This is a genomic window from Micrococcaceae bacterium Sec5.1 (assembly GCA_039636795.1).
In the GTDB taxonomy this organism is placed as follows: Bacteria; Actinomycetota; Actinomycetes; order Actinomycetales; family Micrococcaceae; genus Arthrobacter.
Genome location: CP143430.1, coordinates 990256 through 1007382, shown reverse-complemented (window position 1 = coordinate 1007382; position 17127 = coordinate 990256). Strand labels below are relative to the sequence as shown.

Genomic DNA, 17127 nt, shown 5'->3' with positions numbered 1-17127 from the left:
CTATATGGCTGCTCTCCCCGTATCTTCATCCGCCACCCGGACCACACGCCCGCAGGTCAACCTGAGGGTCCTGCGCAAAGAATGGCTCTCGCCTCACATGGTGCGGATCGTCGCCGGCGGGCCAGGGTTCAGCGACTACGTGAACAACGAATACGTGGACCGGTACGTCAAGATCGTTTTTCCCCAGCCCGGCGTTGATTACCAACTTCCACTGGACCTGTGGGCCATCCGCGAGACGATGCCACGAGAGCAATGGCCGCACACCCGGACTTACACCATCCGCTGGGTGGACCTGGAAGAACGGGAACTGGCGATTGACTTCGTAGTCCATGGCGACGAGGGCCTGGCAGGGCCTTGGGCAGCGGCAGCGGAACCTGGGGACACTCTGATTTTTACCGGCCCCGGCGGCGCCTACAATCCTGCGCCCGACGCCGATTGGCACCTCTTCGCCGGAGATGACGCCGCGATTCCAGCCATCGCAGCCTGCATAGAGACTCTCGCTCCGGAAGCCCGCGGATACGCGTTCCTTGAGGTGGACAGCGCCGAGGACATCCTGCCTATCTCTGCTCCTGCCGGACTGGAACTCCGTTGGCTCCAGCGCAACGGAGTGCCGGCCGGATCAAGCGAACTGCTGCTTGAGGCGCTTCGTGAAATGCAGTGGCTGCCCGGCCGCGTAGATGTCTTTGCGCATGGCGAACGGGGCTACATGAAGGGCCTCCGGCAGATCTTCTTCGCCGAGCGCGGCCTGGAGCGTTCGCAGGTTTCGCTCTCCGGTTACTGGGCTCAGGGCCGGGTAGAAGAAGTTTTCCAGGCCGAGAAGAAGCTTCCCGTAGGACAGATTTAGTCAGATCCAGCGGCCAGCGCAGATCTAGCGGCGCCGTACCCTGCGGCGCTCGTTGCTGGATAGGCCCTTCGTGAGCGGCCTGGCCAGGTTGTCACCGAGGACGATTCCTGCTGCCACTCCCAGGACAATCGCACCTGCATTCAGCATGCCTCCGGCGCCCTGAAGAATGTCCGCTTCCTCAATGGTCAATACATACATTGAACGGAATATAGTCAGGCCGGGCAGCAGGATGAGCGCGGCCGGAACAGCCACTACAAGCTGGGGAGCGCCAAGTTTCAGTGCCACTACCCGAGCCAACAGGCCGATGGCCACAGCCGATACTGCCGGCGACAAGCGGTCGCCGAACCCCGCAGTGGTAGCCGCCCACAAGACGAAGAAGCCGACCAAGCCGACTGCCGCCGTCGGGAGTAACAGGCGCATCTGTGTCTGCTCGGTGACGCCGATAGCCACTACGGCGATGGCGATCAGAATGGCTTGGCCCCACAAAGGATACGCATCGGGGAATGTTTTGGTGACGTCCAGGACTTCGCTGCCCATGAGGGTCCCGACGACGACGGCGACGGCGATACCAGCGACGATCGCGCCGAAGGTGAGCAGCGTGGAGAGGAATCGTCCGGCCGCCGTGACCGGGAAGCCGTTGATGGCGTCCTGCACGGAAGATACAAGCCTGCCCGTTGGAAGCAACAACAGGATTCCACCCGCAACCACAATGGATGGAGCGATGTCCGCACCCGCCCACCGCAGCATCAGGGCGATAAACGTGACCAGGAACGAGCATGCCATGGTGATGAAGAAGTCGGGGGTGCGCCAGCGGCTGAGTTGCCGGGCAACCAAACTGATCAGCAAGTTGGAGCCAAAGGCGAGGGCTGAAGCGCCCGGACCACCACCCAGGACGCCCACGAACACCGCCGCGAACACAGCGAAGGCAACCGTGACCATCCATCGAGGGAAAGGCTTGGCGCTGCGGACGATGTCATTCAATCGACGGACGGCTTCGTCACGGCCCACTCCCCCGGCCACGATGTCCGTGACCAGTTGATGGACCTGGGCAAGTCCCGCGTAGTTGTTGGTCCACGAGCGCACCACCCGTAACAACGTGATGGGGGTCTGGTCCTTTGGCGCATAGTTGATGGCCACCGACTGGTTGGTGATGTCCACTTCAACGTTCTTCAAGCCAAGGGCGGCGGTAACGGCAATCATGCTGGTCTCAACTTCAAGGGCACCTGCGCCGTAGCGGAACATGACTTCGGCCAGGTGCAAGGCGAAGTCGATGGTCTTACGCGCCGAGGCGTCGACGCCCACCACCTGGATAGTGGGGTTGGCGTAGGGACTGCCCGCGAGCCGGTCCACAATGTTCATGGGGGCTGTAGGTGGGCTATCGCCTTGCACCAAGCGCATCAGCATGCGTTTGGCATTGGCATTCTGCCGGATTTGCGATGGCCGCATCGGCTGGGTCTTGGGCAAGCCGTCAGTGTGAGGCCTGCCGCCGGAGCCCTCAGGGCGTTCAGTCACGCAGCGTTCCTCCTTAGGCTTTGGTTGATTAGTTCTTCCCCCGGAATTTCCTCAGCAGGTTTCCGGGCTCCGGCAATTTTGCCAGAACCGTCTTGGCGGCAGCTGCAAGCTTCCTGACCGCCTGGTAAGCGGTGAAGACCGGCAGATTCACCGGTGCCACGAAGTCTCCAACCAGCTGGACCACCTCGCCGCCGAAGCCCTTCTTGAATTCGTAGCCGCCGTGGCCGGTTTCATCCTGGCCCTGGATGCCGAACGTGCCGTAGAAGTTGTAACGCGAGTAGCCATTGTTCAGCGCGTGCAACAGCATGCCCCAGTACAGCGACGTAGCTCCGTTGAAGTAGATGTAGTCCTGGACAGTGCCGCCGATCACGCACACGATTTCATCCCCGGAGCAAGCGAAGTGGATCGCCGCAACCGTAGCCACTCCAACCGAGTCGGGAAAGCGTTCGATGTCCTTGAGGCTTCGCTCGTAGCTGTCCACAAGGTCCTGGACTACCTTGATGCGGTTGGCCTTCTTCTTGCTGCCGGTTTCCTCGACGTCGCGCTTGAGGTCCGCGAGAGTTTTGGCTTCGGCATCCAGGCGCTCAGTGATGGAGGCCCGGTATTCGGGGATGTTGATCTTGGCCATCATGAGCTTGGTGAACTCATCCGAGGTATTACGGAGCAGTTGCTCGTAGTACTCACGCTCGCGGTAGGTGAAACCCTTTTCGTCGCCGGCAGTGCTCAGCGCGTTGTAAAAGTCGTCCAGGGTTTCCAGCGTGGCCTGCTCCAGGTAAACGCCGTTCTTTTCGGCCTTCCGGATGGCCTTGCGCGTGCGGTAGTTCATGCCCATGATGAGCTCTTCGGAATCGGCGATTCCGTCCAGCTTCTTGACGAACATCCAGTTGATGTTTGCGAAATTCATGTCAAAGCCCTGGTGCTTGAAGCCCAATCCTGCCAGCTCCTTCAGCAGTGGACGGTTGTCCTCAACCTCCGGGTGCTCGGCACCGTCCTCGTCGCGGGCGATGTACTTGACGTTGGGTGAGATCCGCAGCTCAGCGGCCTTCTTCGAGGCCGCATGCTTCTTCAACTGCTCGACGACGAACCGCACCGCTTCGGCGTCGTTGTAGTCCAGCAGTGGTCCCTTTGCGCAGTCGCAGACCTTGTAGCCAAAGCGATTGGTGGTGTAGACGAGCTTTCCGGCAGCGATCAGGCTGCCACCGCGGGTCACGCCAAAGAGCTCCACTTCCTGGCCGCGGGCACGTTGGAAACGCGCCAGATCCACGGACTGGATGAAGCTGCCTTGTGGGTGCCCCTTGGCGAATGTCTCGAAATCAGCGTCACTGAGAATCACGAATTCCATGCCGGTTCCAGCCTCAATCGGAGTCAAAGAAATTACCTCACCTAGATAGATTTGCACCCGTTGGTGGCCGGGGCGGGCCTGAAGTGTTGGGTTGGTGCCGGTTCTTTAGTAGAATTGTCCGCCTGTGCGCATAGTTTCCAGCCGGCGGAAGATGCGCTCTGCACCCTTGAGCCAGAGCTTATGGCGGATTGGTCCGAGGACGAGGTCGTAGCAACCCACGAAGTCCGTCACGGTCTTGGTGAAACTCGTTTTGAACAAACCCATGCCGAACAGCGGGTGTGTCTTGTCCTTGATCCGGGCGGCAGGCGGCGTGCCGCAGAAATCGTACTCAACGCAGCCCAGATCCTGCATCCGCTGGATAGCTGCCCACTGGACCAAATGCGAGTCACCGTACTGCTTGCGGTTCTGGGTGGAGCCGCCATCCTTGTAAGTTGCCTTGGAGCCATAGTTGATAACAAAGGCACCGACGCTGGGTGCGCCGTCCTCGTAGACAAAGAAGAAGTGTCCCTGGCCACGGCTGCAGAATTCGTGCCAGAAACGGGAGTAGTACTCGTAGCTCCGCAACGGCATGGCACCCTTGGCGTTCACTGTGTCCTGCATCAGTGCGTAGAGCTTGCGGTAGGTCTCCTCGCCAGGCTCGGCGGGGAGAACCTCGCATCCTTCACGTTCTGCCCTGCGGACAGCGTTGCGGGCCCGCGATGAAATGCTCCGCAGCACTTCATTGGCGGGCGCGGAGATGTCCAGGAGTGCGGTGGAATCGTTGGATTGGATGTTCGGGGCCTTAACCAAGCCTGCCGCCTTCAGCTGGCCGGACACCTCAGGTGACTCCACGACGTCGGGCTCTATCTTGATGGTGAAGACGTTCATCTTCTGTTCCTTCGCCAAGGCGGCGACGGCGTTCAGCATAGGCTTGATGTCGCTTACCTCGGCTGCGTCCGGTCCCTTGATGAGGTACCAGAGCCGGCCAAGGACGGGGAACTTCTTCTCAAGAAGCAGGTTGTAGCTGGCGTAGTCAGCGGCCTCGATGACGAGCCGGCGGACCAGCCAGCCGTTGCCATCCTTGACTGCCGCATAGGCGTCCGACTGCAGCATGTTGCCGCCATTGGGGTTGGCTGTGACGTGCTTGTCCCAGTTATCGATTTCCTCGGCGGTGGCAAAGCGGGCGGTAAATTCTCGCAAGGTGGCCGTGTCCAATCTCAGGGGTTTGGTGCAGTGTTCAAAAGCTGGGTGCGCATGCGGACATGCAGCCTCAAGTCTATCGGGCCGAGGAAAATAGCCCGACTCTGGGTGAGTTGCCCGCTCGAACTAGGCGCGAATAGCCTGAGCCGGATCCGCTTTGGACGCCGCAATGGCTGGATACAACGCTGAAAGAACACCAGTAGCTGCGCCAGCGGCAACTCCGGTCCACACTGATTCAGGCCCCAGAACCGGTGTCCACCCTTGGCCCAGGCAAAAGGTCAGAACTCCCAGCACTCCGACCGCTCCGCCAGCCAGTCCACCGCCCAATCCCACCAGCAAACCCTCAAAGATAAACATCCGGCCAATGCTGAAGCGACTCGTACCGAGGGCTCTCCGCAGAGCGATCTCCGATCTTCGCGTTTGCACAGTCAGATACATCGACGTAGCAGCGCTAAGACAGGCGAGTGCCAGCAACACCCACGAGATGACACTGATCAACACGCCCAGGTCGTTGTTGACTCCTTTGCGGAGCGAACGAAGGTCTGCCACCGTGTTGACGGTGAAGTGCTCCGGATGAGCTGCGTCGAGGGCCAAAGGAATCACGTCGGCCAATGGTGCTGGAAATCCAGGGAGAGTGCGGATCACAAATACAGGGTTGTCAGAAGCAGCGGATGGGTAGGCGCTGATCCCCAGGATGATGCTGTCTGCGAGAACCGGGTTCCTTCCGGCTTGGCGCAGTATGCCCACGACTGGAACGGACTGCCCACCGATCCAAATTTTCTGGCCCGGACCCGCAGAAGGAATCCCTAAACGGACGGCCGTATCTTGTCCCAATATTGCTACGGGCTTTCCGAAGGAATTGTCCAGAAGAGATAACGCAGAAGCAGGCTCAACTACGGCCTGGCTAATGTCGAGGAACGTCGAGTCCACGGCCAGGAGTGACCCTGCGAAGTCGTCCTCCTGGATTCCCCTATTTGGCTGAAAGCGTGTGGGCCGAAATTCAGAAGTCGCCAACTCCACTCGCAAACCAACCGCGACCACTCCGTGAAGATTCTCTATTTTCCTCTTCTGACCTCGCAAGGCTGCGATGTCAGCGTTCGTGGGTTGGACCCCAGATGGGCTTCTTGAGGCTTGCACTTCATCCAATGCGGCTTCGGCCACGCGCTCGGAAACCTGCGCGGAGGCACTTTGGCTAAGGCCTACTGAGGCAACCAGTCCGCCCGATCCCAGCATGAACGCCAGAATGAGCAGCAGTGCCTTGCCTGCCCTGGAGGTAAGGGATGCCAATGCATCATAGACGTCATCCATCAAGAGATTGAGCCGTCTCCCCAGTGGGGCTGGGGAGAAAACTTCAGTTGGATCCGGGCGCCCAACCATGGGCTCGTGAACAGCTGTCGAGGCAGGGGAACCCGGCGCGTCGGGCTTTGCCAGTCGTCCGTCGTCGATGACGATCCGGCGGGCTGCTGCGGCGGCGACGATCGGATCATGCGTAATGACGACGACTGTCACCCCGGTTCGATTCAACGCCTTGAGATCCGCGATGACGCTCTGGGTATTGACACTGTCCAGGTTGCCTGTGGGTTCGTCTGCGAACAGGATCCTGGGCTTGGTCGCGAGAGCACGAGCCAAGGCAAGACGTTGCCTCTCCCCTCCAGAGAGGTTCTTGCCGAGCACGCTTGTCCTGTGCAGCAACCCAACGCGCAGCAGGGCCTGCGTTACTTCCAACTCCCGGTCCAGGTGGCGGACACCTTGCACACGAAGGCCGAGCGCTGCGTTCCGTGCGGACGATTCATCCAAGATCACGTGCGAGGCTTGGAAGACAAACCCAAACATCCGCGATCGCAACCAGTCACGCTGCTTCTCGGCCATCAGTGATACGACTGCACCGTTGATCGAGTACGTGCCTTCTGATGCACGGTCCAACAGTCCAAGAATGTTCAGTAGCGTTGATTTGCCGGATCCTGAGGGACCAATGATCGCAACGAATTCACCCTCACAGATCTCAAGATTGACGTCTTGAAGGGCCGCAGTAGGCACATCGGCTCCTGCATAGGAGCGCCCGATGCCTTCCAACCGGAGCAGGGGAATCCTGCCGGGCCTTTGCGCAGGCAGGTTCACGATACGTCGACCGTGGTTCCAGGCTCCAGCTTCGAAGTCTCGGCCAAGGCAGCCCAGCCATCGCGCTGCCCTGTCACCGTCACGTCGATTCTTTCCGCCGAAGTATCCTCACCAGCGTCCTTTTTCGAACTTGGCACGGTCACATACGTCCCGATGTCATCCTGTTTGATGGCGGTCAGGGGAACTGCCAGGGTCTCTTGGACCGGCTCCTTCACGCTGACAGAGACTGGCTGACCCGGCTTTGGTTTGTTGGGATCGTCCGGAACAGATGCGATGATGTCCATTCCTGGAAGCGTCCCCTTTTCCGGATTGCCTTGGTCGAAAACCCCGATGCTCTGAATGACGCCCTGGGCGCTGTACCCACTGGCTTCGAGCGCAACGGCCTGGCCAACTGTGAGAGCTTCAGCCTGTGTAATTGACGCCCGTCCCACGGCCACGTCCGGGGCAGTTTGCGCTGTAGCCACCAAAAGATCGTCCGTCAGCACGGCTCCTGAAGCAGCAATGCTCGTCACAGAGCCCTCATCACCAGGAATTTGAACAAACTCCCTCCACCGGACCATGGCCTTCTTGTCGTCGGATTTTGGGGCTGACTGATCAACGTCACGGTACAAAGCCGCCACGGATTCTTGGGTGGACTTATCAAATATTCCAGTCATGTTGGGCCGATACCCTATGGATTGAAGCCAATTCTGCAAGGCGGAAACGTCTTGACCGTTGTCACCATCTTTCAGGTCCCGATACAACGGGACGGACGTTGATATGACAATGAGAGGGCGCCCGGACACAGTCGCAACGATTGTCCCGGGCTTTAGCGTGTCGCCAACAGCAACCAGCATGCGCGTTATGACGGCGCGTTCAGTCCCTGGCGGTACTGATGCTGCGATGCCCACCGACGTTCCCGGGGTCATGCTCCCGGGGATGATCAAAGTGCTCGCCAAAGTCCTACGCTCCACTGTGGCGGTCACCTTGATTGGAGTGTTGATGGAGTCGAGGGTCGCAGACTGGGGTGACTTTATGTAGCTTCCGGCAAGGAAGGAACCTGCCATTCCTGCCATAACTATGACCAAGAAGCCAATGATCCGCCGGAGTCGCGGAACACGTGGGACCTTAACTACTGCGTCTTGCTGCAACGGCATCAAGCGGCGCCCTTGCCATGTTGCCGGAGAATCGTCCTCGCTTTGGCCAAAGCCTCGGTCTTATCATCCGCGAGCCTGTTCATGGCAGCTTGGTTGGCGGCGATCAGGGCAGATTGATACTGCGCCCGGATATCCGAGATGCGTTGCATTACCTTGGTTTCCTGCTTGCAATTCGCGTCTTGAACAGCTGTCCTGATTTCGCCTTGCTTGTCCGAAGGGTACGAAGGCACCCACGCATCAGGTGAGTCCTGTCGCATTGAAATTCCGGCATCTTTGAGGCAAGCAATCCAGTCGTCGCGTGATTCCCTCCAGTCAGGATCCCGCTCAGATAATGCATTTGAGTCATTGCTAATGTTTGTTAGCAATGAGTCCGCACCGGCGATTCTGCTTCGGAATGGAGGTATCTGATTCGAGGTCGTGGCGTTATCGCATTCAAAGTACTTCTTGACATTTGCGTCCGCTGATTCCCTCGTCCTGGAATCGTAAATACCTGGGACGGTACGGATGATTGCCTTGTCATATCCGTACTTCGCCGCAAGTTCGGGAACCCAAACGCCATACGACTGGTCGGCTTTAACCGTCAGATCACCGTGCTTCTCTGGCATGGTGACACCGGCGTTTTTCATGCAATCCTCGATGACATACATGTTGGCCGCAGTTATGACCATTGATTCGTCGGGCGTCGCTTCGTACGCATCCATGGGCAAGGAAATGGTCGCCGTAGCCGGATCCAGTTTTGCATGCACGCCGGCATATGCTGCTCGGTCCACGGATGGCAAGGACGCGGCATCCACTCCGCCAGGCTGCGAATTGGCGCTGCATCCGGCCAATGCAACTACCAACACGAGCAGACTCAGTGGATACCGTGCCATTTTGCCTCCCGGCCCCCAGCTCCGATTGAAACTGTATTGATGCTAAAAATAATCATCTTGCGAGGGAACATCAAACGGGGCAGTTTATCGGGAATTCAATGGTGAAACATTAGGGATTTATCAGAAATAGTCATGTTTGGGCGTCACGAAGCTCCTGGCCACGACACATATAAAGGGGACGTCCGTCCCGGTCCAACGCGCCCTTACAGCCGGATCTGCTCAGCGCTCTCCAACTTGATGGCTTTCGGTTCCTTCCCGAGTTCGCGCTGGCCCTTCACCAGACGGTCCGCGTTGGCGAGCCTACTGAGGCTCAGTCCGGTCAGGTCTGCGATCTGCGCGATAGGGACCTGGAAAGTCCGGTACGGCCCCAGCGGGGGTGGCTCACCTTCAAGGAGCCGCTGGTCGATCGCCTTTTTCAGTTCAACTTTGCCCAGTAACGGCGATTGATCCAGTACAAAGCCGGCGGCGCCGAGCTTGGCGTCGTTGGTCCATACGGCAATTTTCCAGAACTTCCGCGGAACCTGTACGCCCCTGTACGGGAGGTCGTCGTCGAGAAGTACTGGCCCGGTGAACACGGAGAGCTTGGCGTCATACGCATCCGCGTGACCCAGCACGTGGTCCTCGAGCCCCACCCACAGTTCCTTGCCTTGGTTGAAGTCGTCCACCTGCGGTGCGGCATTGGTAAATACGAAGGTCTCCTGGTTGGCCGTTTTGGCCGTGGCCGGATCGCCCCACACGGGATCCAGGCGACGGACCAAGTGCCCACGATCGAACGCGTTGTTTTTGTAGACGTCCGGGCCGGCCTGCTGTTCCTTAGGGATCCTGCTATCGAAATGCCAGGTTCCCTCCCGGGCCAGCGGGCTCAGCTCGCGGCCACTGATGTTGACCCCCACGATCGCCGCGAGCTTCCGGGCAACCCGGAAGCGCACGGAGAAATGCGTGTAGTCCAGAAGAATCGTCGTTGCCGACGGACTGGGCAGTTCAAGGCGTGCCCGCAAAAAATCCCTGTCGTATCCCCCGCTCATGGATACAGCATGGCACTAGGGACCGACAGTAAACAGACTCAGCATTCGACGACGTTCACGGCCAGGCCGCCCATCGCTGTTTCCTTGTACTTGGAGGACATGTCCTTGCCGGTCTCACGCATCGTCACGATCACCTCATCCAGCGACACCCGGTGCGTTCCATCACCCCACAACGCCATCTTCGCCGCGTTGATCGCCTTCGCCGCAGCAATCGCGTTCCGCTCAATACACGGAATCTGCACCAACCCCCCGATCGGATCACACGTGAGCCCCAGGTTGTGTTCCATCGCGATCTCCGCCGCGTTCTCCACCTGCCCCGGCGTACCACCCATCACCTCGGCCAACCCGGCAGCAGCCATCGACGACGCCGACCCCACCTCACCCTGGCAGCCCACCTCAGCACCCGAAATGGACGCCTGCTCCTTATACAACACACCCACCGCACCCGCGGCGAGCAGGAACTTCACCACCACATCATCCCTGTCCTTTTGAGTGGCCTGATCCATGCCCGGGGCATAATTCAACGCGTAATACAACACCGCCGGGATGATCCCCGCCGCGCCGTTCGTCGGCGCCGTCACCACCCGCCCGCCCGTGGCGTTCTCCTCATTAACAGCCAACGCGATCAGGTTCACCCACTCCTGCCAATACTTCGGATCGTCGCGGTCCTTGTCTTCCTTCAACAACCGCTCCAACCAATCAGGAGCACGACGACGGACCCTCAAACCCCCGGGCAACACACCCTCACGCTTCAACGACGTCTCAACACACGCCTCCATCACATGCCAGATATGCAGCAGACCCTCCCGGATCTCCTCCTCCGACCGGGACGCACGCTCGTTGATGAACATGATGTCGCTGATCCCCAGGCCCTTCGAGGAGCACCGGCCCATCAACTCAGCAGCCGTCCGGAACGGCAACGGCAACTCCGCCTTCGTCTCCTCCAACTCCGCCCGGGCCGCGTCCTCCTCACCCTCCCGGACAATGAACCCGCCACCCACCGAGAAAAACGTCGCCTCCCGCAGCACGTTGCCCTCAGCATCAGCCACGGCAAACTTCATCCCATTCGTATGCCGCGGCAACACGGTCAACGGATGCAGGATCATGTCCTCCACGGCATATGGCAACTGAACCCCGGCACCCGCTTCACCGGCTCCGGCCAGATTCAGCACACCCGTCTCAGCGATCGACGCGAGCCGCTCCTCCACTTCCTCGGGCAGGATCAACTCGGGGTGGTAACCCTCGAGGCCCAGCAGCGTGGCCGTCATGGTCCCGTGCCCACGGCCGGTCGCAGCCAAAGAGCCATACAAATCAACGCGCAAAGACGCCACCTGGTCCAGCACGGCGGACTCACGCAGCTCACCGGCAAACACCGCGGCAGCCCGCATCGGCCCCACAGTATGCGAACTCGACGGGCCAATACCCACGGTGAACAAATCGAAAACACCAACAGCCATGGTCGGGATTCCTTAATACAGTTTGAAACGGTCCGCCAGATGGTCCTGGCGGATGGTCTCCCCCGCTCGTGGCGGAAGCGACCGAACAACGACGCCGGGCGGCCCCTTGTGGCGGCAACCCGGCGTCGCGAATTATTTAGTTCCTACAATCCCACGCTACGCCACAGTGGGCGCTGTATGGGCGCTTCGGGCCAACGTCCTCCGCGGGCTCCAGTGGCCATTTCGGGGGTTCGCTGCCAAATATGCCGTGCGCACGGCATCTCCGGCAGCGAACCCCCGAAACGGACTGGCAACCCCTCACCGCGCGCCCAGGAACGGGCCCCTTTGGGACCGGCGTCCGGCAGCGGGCGTCTAAGCGAGCATCCCAATCCCTCACCCCCGCCGAGGAACGGGCGCCTTGGAACCGGCGTCCGGCAGCGGGCGTCTAAGCGAGCATCCCAACCCCACGATACGGTGGCGCCTGAACGCTGGCCCCTTCGGGACCGGCGTCCGGCAGCGACCGTCTAAGGGAGCTTCGCGTCCGCCCAGCGGGCGCCCAAGCGACCGAGGCCGCAGAGGATGCCGGCCCCGACGGGCCCGAAAGTGACCTTACGCCAGATCTCCGCCATTCTTGGAGGCGTACTCTTCGGCCGAGAGCAGCGAGCCCTCGGACTCAGCGGCGACCTTGAACAACCAGCCGGCACCATAGGGGTCGTTGTTGATCAGGGCCGGATCGCCCACGACGGCGTCGTTGATCTCGGTGACCTCACCAGTGACCGGCGAGTACAGGTCCGAAACGCTCTTTGTGGACTCAACCTCGCCACAGGTCTCGCCAGCAGTCACGGCGGAGCCAACCTCGGGCAGGTCAACGTACACGATGTCACCCAGCGCGTCGGTGGCAACCTCGGAAATCCCGACGGACACCAGGTTCCCCTCTCCGCGGGAAACCCACTCGTGCTCGTCGGAGTACTGAAGTTCGGGCGCTACTTTGGGCATTCTGTTTTCCTATTCTTTGGTTGGCAAAATCTTTGTGCTGCGTGTGCGGCAGTCTTGGCTGGGTTGGGGGCGTGGAACCGGGTTCCTCCGCGGGCTCGGTCGCGAGGACGCCCGCTGAGCGGACGTGCCGCTCCCTTGGACGCCCGCTCCCGGAACCCGCTCCCCCGCCGTCGGCCCGCCCTCCCTGGCGAGAACCCAAAACATACTTGGATCCGAACCATCGCGCGGAGCCAGCCTTGCGCCGTGGCGCCAAGTCGAACGGAGCCATGTCCTGCGGGCAAGGTGATCCAGCCGAATCACCTTCGGCAGGTGGCCACTCCCCCAGCATTCAGCGGTTCGAGGGGCGCCAGAGTGGCCGCGCGTCCTGGTGATGTGCGCAGCCCCTTCGGGTCCGGTGACCGGCAGCATGCGTCTAAGGGAGCGTCGCGTCCGCTCAGCGGGCGCTTTCGCGACCGAGCATGCAGAGGTCGCCGGACCCGACGGGCCAAAAGGCGACCCGTCGGGACAACCCCCGCTTACTTCTGGCGCTTGTAGAACGGCAATGCGACAACTTCGAACGGCTCGCTCTTGCCCCGCAGGTCGATGTCCAACGCAGTTCCAATTTCGGCATGCTCGACGTCGACGTAGGCCAATGCTACCGGGTAGCCAAGCGTCGGGCTGGGCTGGCCGGAGGTGACTTCGCCTACCACTGCGCCGTCTTTGAGGACCGGGTAGTGGCCTCGACCAGCGCGGCGTCCCAGGCCCTTGAGGCCCACGAGCTTGCGTCCACTGGTGGAGCCGGCTCCGGCTGCTTTGAGGGCAGCGAGTGCGTCCTTGCCGACGAAGTCGCCTTCCTTGGAAAGTGCGACGACGGGACCGAGCCCTGCCGCGAAGGGGTTGCCTTCGCGGGACAGTTCGTTGCCATAGAGCGGCATGCCGGCTTCCAGGCGCAGGGAGTCGCGGGAAGCCAGGCCTGCGGGGACGAGCTCGCCTTCTTCAGCGGCGTCGGTGATGGCCTGCCAGAGGTTAGCAGCGGAGTCGTTGGACACAAAGATCTCGAAGCCGTCTTCACCGGTGTAGCCGGTGCGCGCGAGGAGCAGGTCCTGAGTGCCGCCGTCGAACGTGAACGGCACCTCAACTGCGGCGTAGTACTTCAGTTCGGCGACCAAGGCGTGCTGCTCTGCGGGCACAAGGCGCAGCAAAATGGCTTCGGCGCGCGGACCCTGGACGGCGATGAGCGACGTCTCGGAAGAGGCGTCCTCCACAACCACGTCAAAACCACCCGCGCGCTCCAGCAGTGCCGCCGCCACAACCGCAGCGTTGCCCGCGTTGGGGACCACCAGGAACTTGTCCTGGCCTTCTTCGGGAGAGGGGCGACGGTAGGTGATGAGGTCGTCGATGATGCCGCCGTCTTCCTGGCAGATCAGCGAGTACTTGGCTTTGCCTTCGGCCATGGCGGAAATCTTGCCTACCAGAGCGTAGTCCAGGAACGCCGCCGCGTCCGGTCCGGTGACCCAGACTTCGCCCATGTGGGAGAGGTCGAACAAGCCAGCGGACTTGCGGACTGCGTGGTGCTCGGCCAACTCGGACGAGTACTTAAGGGGCATCTGCCAGCCGCCGAAGTCGGTGAAGGACGCGCCCAGTTTCTTGTGCTCTTCGTAGAGAGCGGTGTAGTTCTCGTTCATTTGCAGGGCGTCCTTTAGTTTTCGAAGTCTTCGATCGGCGGGCAAGAGCAGACCAGGTTGCGGTCTCCTGCTGCACCGTCGATGCGGCCAACGGGCGGGAAGTACTTGTCCTGCTTGAGGTGGTGGACGGGGAACGCGGCCTGCTCACGCGGGTATGCGCGGTCCCAGTCAGAACTTACGACGGCGGCAGCCGTGTGGGGTGCCTTGCGCAGCGGCGAGTTCTCAACAGTGAAATCGCCGGTGGCGACCTGCTCGATTTCGGCACGGATGGTGATCATGGCCTCGATGAAGCGGTCGATCTCCACGAGGTCCTCGGACTCCGTGGGCTCCACCATGAGGGTTCCGGCAACAGGGAACGCCAAGGTGGGAGCGTGGAAGCCGAAGTCGATGAGTCGCTTGGCCACGTCCTCAGCAGTGACGCCTGTGCGTGCAGTCAGCTCGCGGAGGTCCAGGATGCATTCGTGGGCCACAAGCCCGCCCTCGCCTGTGTAAAGGACGGGGAAGTGCTCGTTGAGGCGGGAAGCGATGTAGTTCGCTGCCAGCAGCGCGGACTTGGTGGCTTCGGTGAGCCCCTGGCCACCCATGAGCTTCACGTAAGCCCAGGAAATCGGGAGCACGCCGGCCGAGCCGAAACGGGAGGCCGAAATCGGGACGTCGTTGCCTTCGGTCCACGAAGCAGCATCACCGGGCATGAACGGTGCCAGGTGGGCCTTGGCCGCAACCGGGCCAACACCCGGTCCGCCACCGCCGTGCGGGATGCAGAACGTCTTGTGCAGGTTCAGGTGCGAGACGTCGCCGCCGAACTTGCCCGGTTGTGCGAGTCCAACGAGGGCGTTGAGGTTTGCACCGTCAATGTAGACCTGTCCGCCGGCTTCGTGGATGGCGTCGCAGACTTCCCGGACGTCGGCGTCGTACACGCCGTGCGTGGATGGGTAGGTGATCATGATGGCCGAGAGTGCGTCCCGGTTTGCTTCGATCTTGGCCTTGAGGTCCACGTGGTCGATGGTGCCATCAGGAGCGGTGGCGACCACAACAACCTTCATGCCAGCCAGAACTGCGGAAGCCGCGTTGGTGCCGTGCGCAGAAGCAGGGATCAGGCAAACATTTCGCTGCTCGTCGCCACGGGACAGGTGGTAACCACGGATCGCGAGCAGGCCGGCGAGCTCACCCTGGGAACCGGCGTTGGGCTGGATGGAGACCTGATCGTAGCCGGTGATCTCAGTTAGTTGGGACTCAAGATCGGTGATCAGCTCGCGCCAGCCCTCTGTCTGGGAATCCGGAGCGAACGGGTGGATCGAGGCGAACTCCGGCCACGAAATGGCTTCCATCTCGGCGGTTGCGTTGAGCTTCATGGTGCAGGAACCCAACGGAATCATGGTGCGATCCAGTGCAAGGTCACGGTCCGAGAGCTTGCGGATGTAGCGCAGGAGCTGGGTTTCGGAGCGGTGCGTGTTGAATACGGGGTGCTGCATGAAGTCGCTTGAGCGCTCCACGGAAGATTCCAGCGCGAAATCTTCTGCTGATTCGAGCACCGAAGCGCCGAAGACCGCCGCGACGTCGGCGACAACCGCCGTCGTTGTCGTCTCGTCAACAGAGATGCCCACCAGATCAACGTCAATGCCGCGCAGGTTGATGCCCTTGGCCTCGGCGGCGGCCACGATCTCAGCCGCTTTGCCGGGGATGCGGACTGTGATGGTGTCAAAGAAGGAAGTGTGAAGGACCTCGACGCCGGCAGCCTTCAGCGACGCTGCAAGGGTGCGGGCGTGACCGTGGGCGGTTTCGGCGATTGCCTTCAGGCCTTCCGGGCCGTGGTAGACCGCGTACATGGAGGCGACGATCGCGAGCAACGCCTGCGCGGTACAAATGTTGGACGTGGCCTTCTCGCGGCGGATGTGCTGCTCGCGGGTCTGCAGCGCCAAGCGGTAGGCGGGGACACCGGCGTCGTCCTTGGAAACACCCACCAGACGGCCCGGCATGGAACGCTCGAGACCCTTCTGGACGGCCATGTACGCGGCGTGCGGGCCGCCGAAGAACAGCGGAACGCCGAGGCGCTGGGCGGAACCGACGGCGATGTCCGCACCTTGCTCGCCCGGAGGGGTGATGAGCGTCAGGGAGAGCAAGTCTGCTGCGACCGTGACCAGTGCACCGCGTTCCTTGGCCTCAGCGATGACGGCGGAGTGATCAAACACGCGGCCCGAAACGCCGGGCTGCTGCAGGACGACGCCGTTGATGACGCCCTCCGGGAGACCGAGCGAAAGGTCAGCAACCTCAACCTCGAAGCCGAGGGCCTCAGCGCGGCCCTTGACGATGGCAATGGTCTGGGGGAGGCAGTCGGCGTCGAGGACGGTCTTCCCATCATGGGCTGCCTTGTTTTTGTTGGCACGGCGCATCATGAGCACGGCCTCTGCAACGGCGGTTGCTTCGTCCAGCAGGGAGGCGTTGGCGATCGGCAGGCCCACGAGGTCCTGGACCATGGTCTGGAAGTTCAGGAGGGCTTCGAGCCGGCCCTGCGAGATTTCCGGCTGGTAGGGCGTGTAGGCGGTGTACCAGGCTGGCGATTCGAGGATGTTCCTGCGGATAACCGGCGGCGTGACGGTGTCGTAGTAGCCCTGGCCGATCATCTGGACGGCAGTTTTGTTCTTGGACGCAAGCTTGCGCAGCTCAGCCAGCACCTCAACTTCGCTGAGCGCGTTTTCGAGCGTGAGGGCAACGTCCTGGCGGATGTCGTTGGGAACGGCCGTATCAACCAGCGAATCAACGGTGTCGTAGCCGACCGTCTTGAGCATGGTGTCAATGTCGGCCTGGCGGCGGGCGCCAATGTGCCGATCGACGAAGGTGGTGGAGGCTGAACTAACCGTCACGAAGGAACTCCATTACTTGGGCGGCGTTTGGGTACGCCACAGTGGCTGGGTTCCTCCCCGCTCTGTATTGGACCTGAGAGTTTCCGCGTGTTGCTTGCACAACCATCGCTTGCACCGTCGGTGAGCACAGCATCTTTTCCGC

General features: G+C 61.2%; 12 protein-coding genes. 1 reads left to right on the top strand and 11 read right to left on the bottom strand.

The window, feature by feature from the left end; translation table 11 throughout:
* Positions 1-4: 4 nt before the first annotated feature.
* The gene (locus VUN82_04830) at positions 5-844 is read left to right on the top strand and encodes a siderophore-interacting protein (protein ID XAS73177.1); all 840 of its coding nucleotides are present in this window, start codon (positions 5-7) and stop codon (positions 842-844) included.
* A gap of 24 nt (positions 845-868) precedes the next feature.
* Here VUN82_04830 and VUN82_04825 read toward each other — a convergent pair whose 3' ends face one another.
* The 11 genes from VUN82_04825 to gcvP all read right to left on the bottom strand — a co-directional run bounded on the left by VUN82_04825 (position 869) and on the right by gcvP (position 16985).
* A complete protein-coding gene (locus VUN82_04825) occupies positions 869-2356 on the bottom strand; it encodes a threonine/serine exporter family protein (protein ID XAS73176.1) in 1488 nt (495 codons plus the stop codon).
* Between the two features lie 28 nt (positions 2357-2384).
* Complete coding sequence (locus tag VUN82_04820) at positions 2385-3698, bottom strand: peptidoglycan bridge formation glycyltransferase FemA/FemB family protein (protein ID XAS74608.1); 1314 nt, start codon at positions 3696-3698, stop codon at positions 2385-2387.
* A gap of 105 nt (positions 3699-3803) precedes the next feature.
* Positions 3804-4892 (bottom strand): peptidoglycan bridge formation glycyltransferase FemA/FemB family protein, encoded by a 1089-nt coding sequence (locus VUN82_04815; protein ID XAS73175.1) that lies wholly within the window; start codon positions 4890-4892, stop codon positions 3804-3806.
* Positions 4893-5003: 111 nt separating this feature from the next.
* Positions 5004-6914: an ATP-binding cassette domain-containing protein gene (locus VUN82_04810; protein ID XAS73174.1), complete on the bottom strand. Its 1911-nt coding sequence runs from the start codon at positions 6912-6914 to the stop codon at positions 5004-5006.
* 77 nt (positions 6915-6991) lie between these two features.
* Positions 6992-8131 (bottom strand): peptidoglycan-binding protein, encoded by a 1140-nt coding sequence (locus VUN82_04805; GenBank protein XAS73173.1) that lies wholly within the window; start codon positions 8129-8131, stop codon positions 6992-6994.
* Complete coding sequence (locus VUN82_04800; GenBank protein XAS73172.1) at positions 8131-8925, bottom strand: hypothetical protein; 795 nt, start codon at positions 8923-8925, stop codon at positions 8131-8133. The genes VUN82_04805 and VUN82_04800 overlap by 1 nt, the downstream gene beginning before the upstream one ends.
* Positions 8926-9206: 281 nt before the next feature.
* Complete coding sequence (locus VUN82_04795) at positions 9207-10028, bottom strand: DNA/RNA non-specific endonuclease (GenBank protein ID XAS73171.1); 822 nt, start codon at positions 10026-10028, stop codon at positions 9207-9209.
* 38 nt (positions 10029-10066) lie between these two features.
* A complete protein-coding gene (locus VUN82_04790; GenBank protein XAS73170.1) occupies positions 10067-11485 on the bottom strand; it encodes an L-serine ammonia-lyase in 1419 nt (472 codons plus the stop codon).
* A 588-nt stretch (positions 11486-12073) separates the two neighbouring features.
* Positions 12074-12460 (bottom strand): glycine cleavage system protein GcvH, encoded by a 387-nt coding sequence (gene gcvH, locus VUN82_04785; protein ID XAS73169.1) that lies wholly within the window; start codon positions 12458-12460, stop codon positions 12074-12076.
* A gap of 515 nt (positions 12461-12975) precedes the next feature.
* The gene (gene gcvT, locus VUN82_04780) at positions 12976-14124 is read right to left on the bottom strand and encodes a glycine cleavage system aminomethyltransferase GcvT (protein ID XAS73168.1); all 1149 of its coding nucleotides are present in this window, start codon (positions 14122-14124) and stop codon (positions 12976-12978) included.
* 14 nt (positions 14125-14138) lie between these two features.
* Positions 14139-16985 (bottom strand): aminomethyl-transferring glycine dehydrogenase, encoded by a 2847-nt coding sequence (gene gcvP / locus VUN82_04775; protein ID XAS73167.1) that lies wholly within the window; start codon positions 16983-16985, stop codon positions 14139-14141.
* Between the last annotated feature and the right edge of the window lie 142 nt (positions 16986-17127).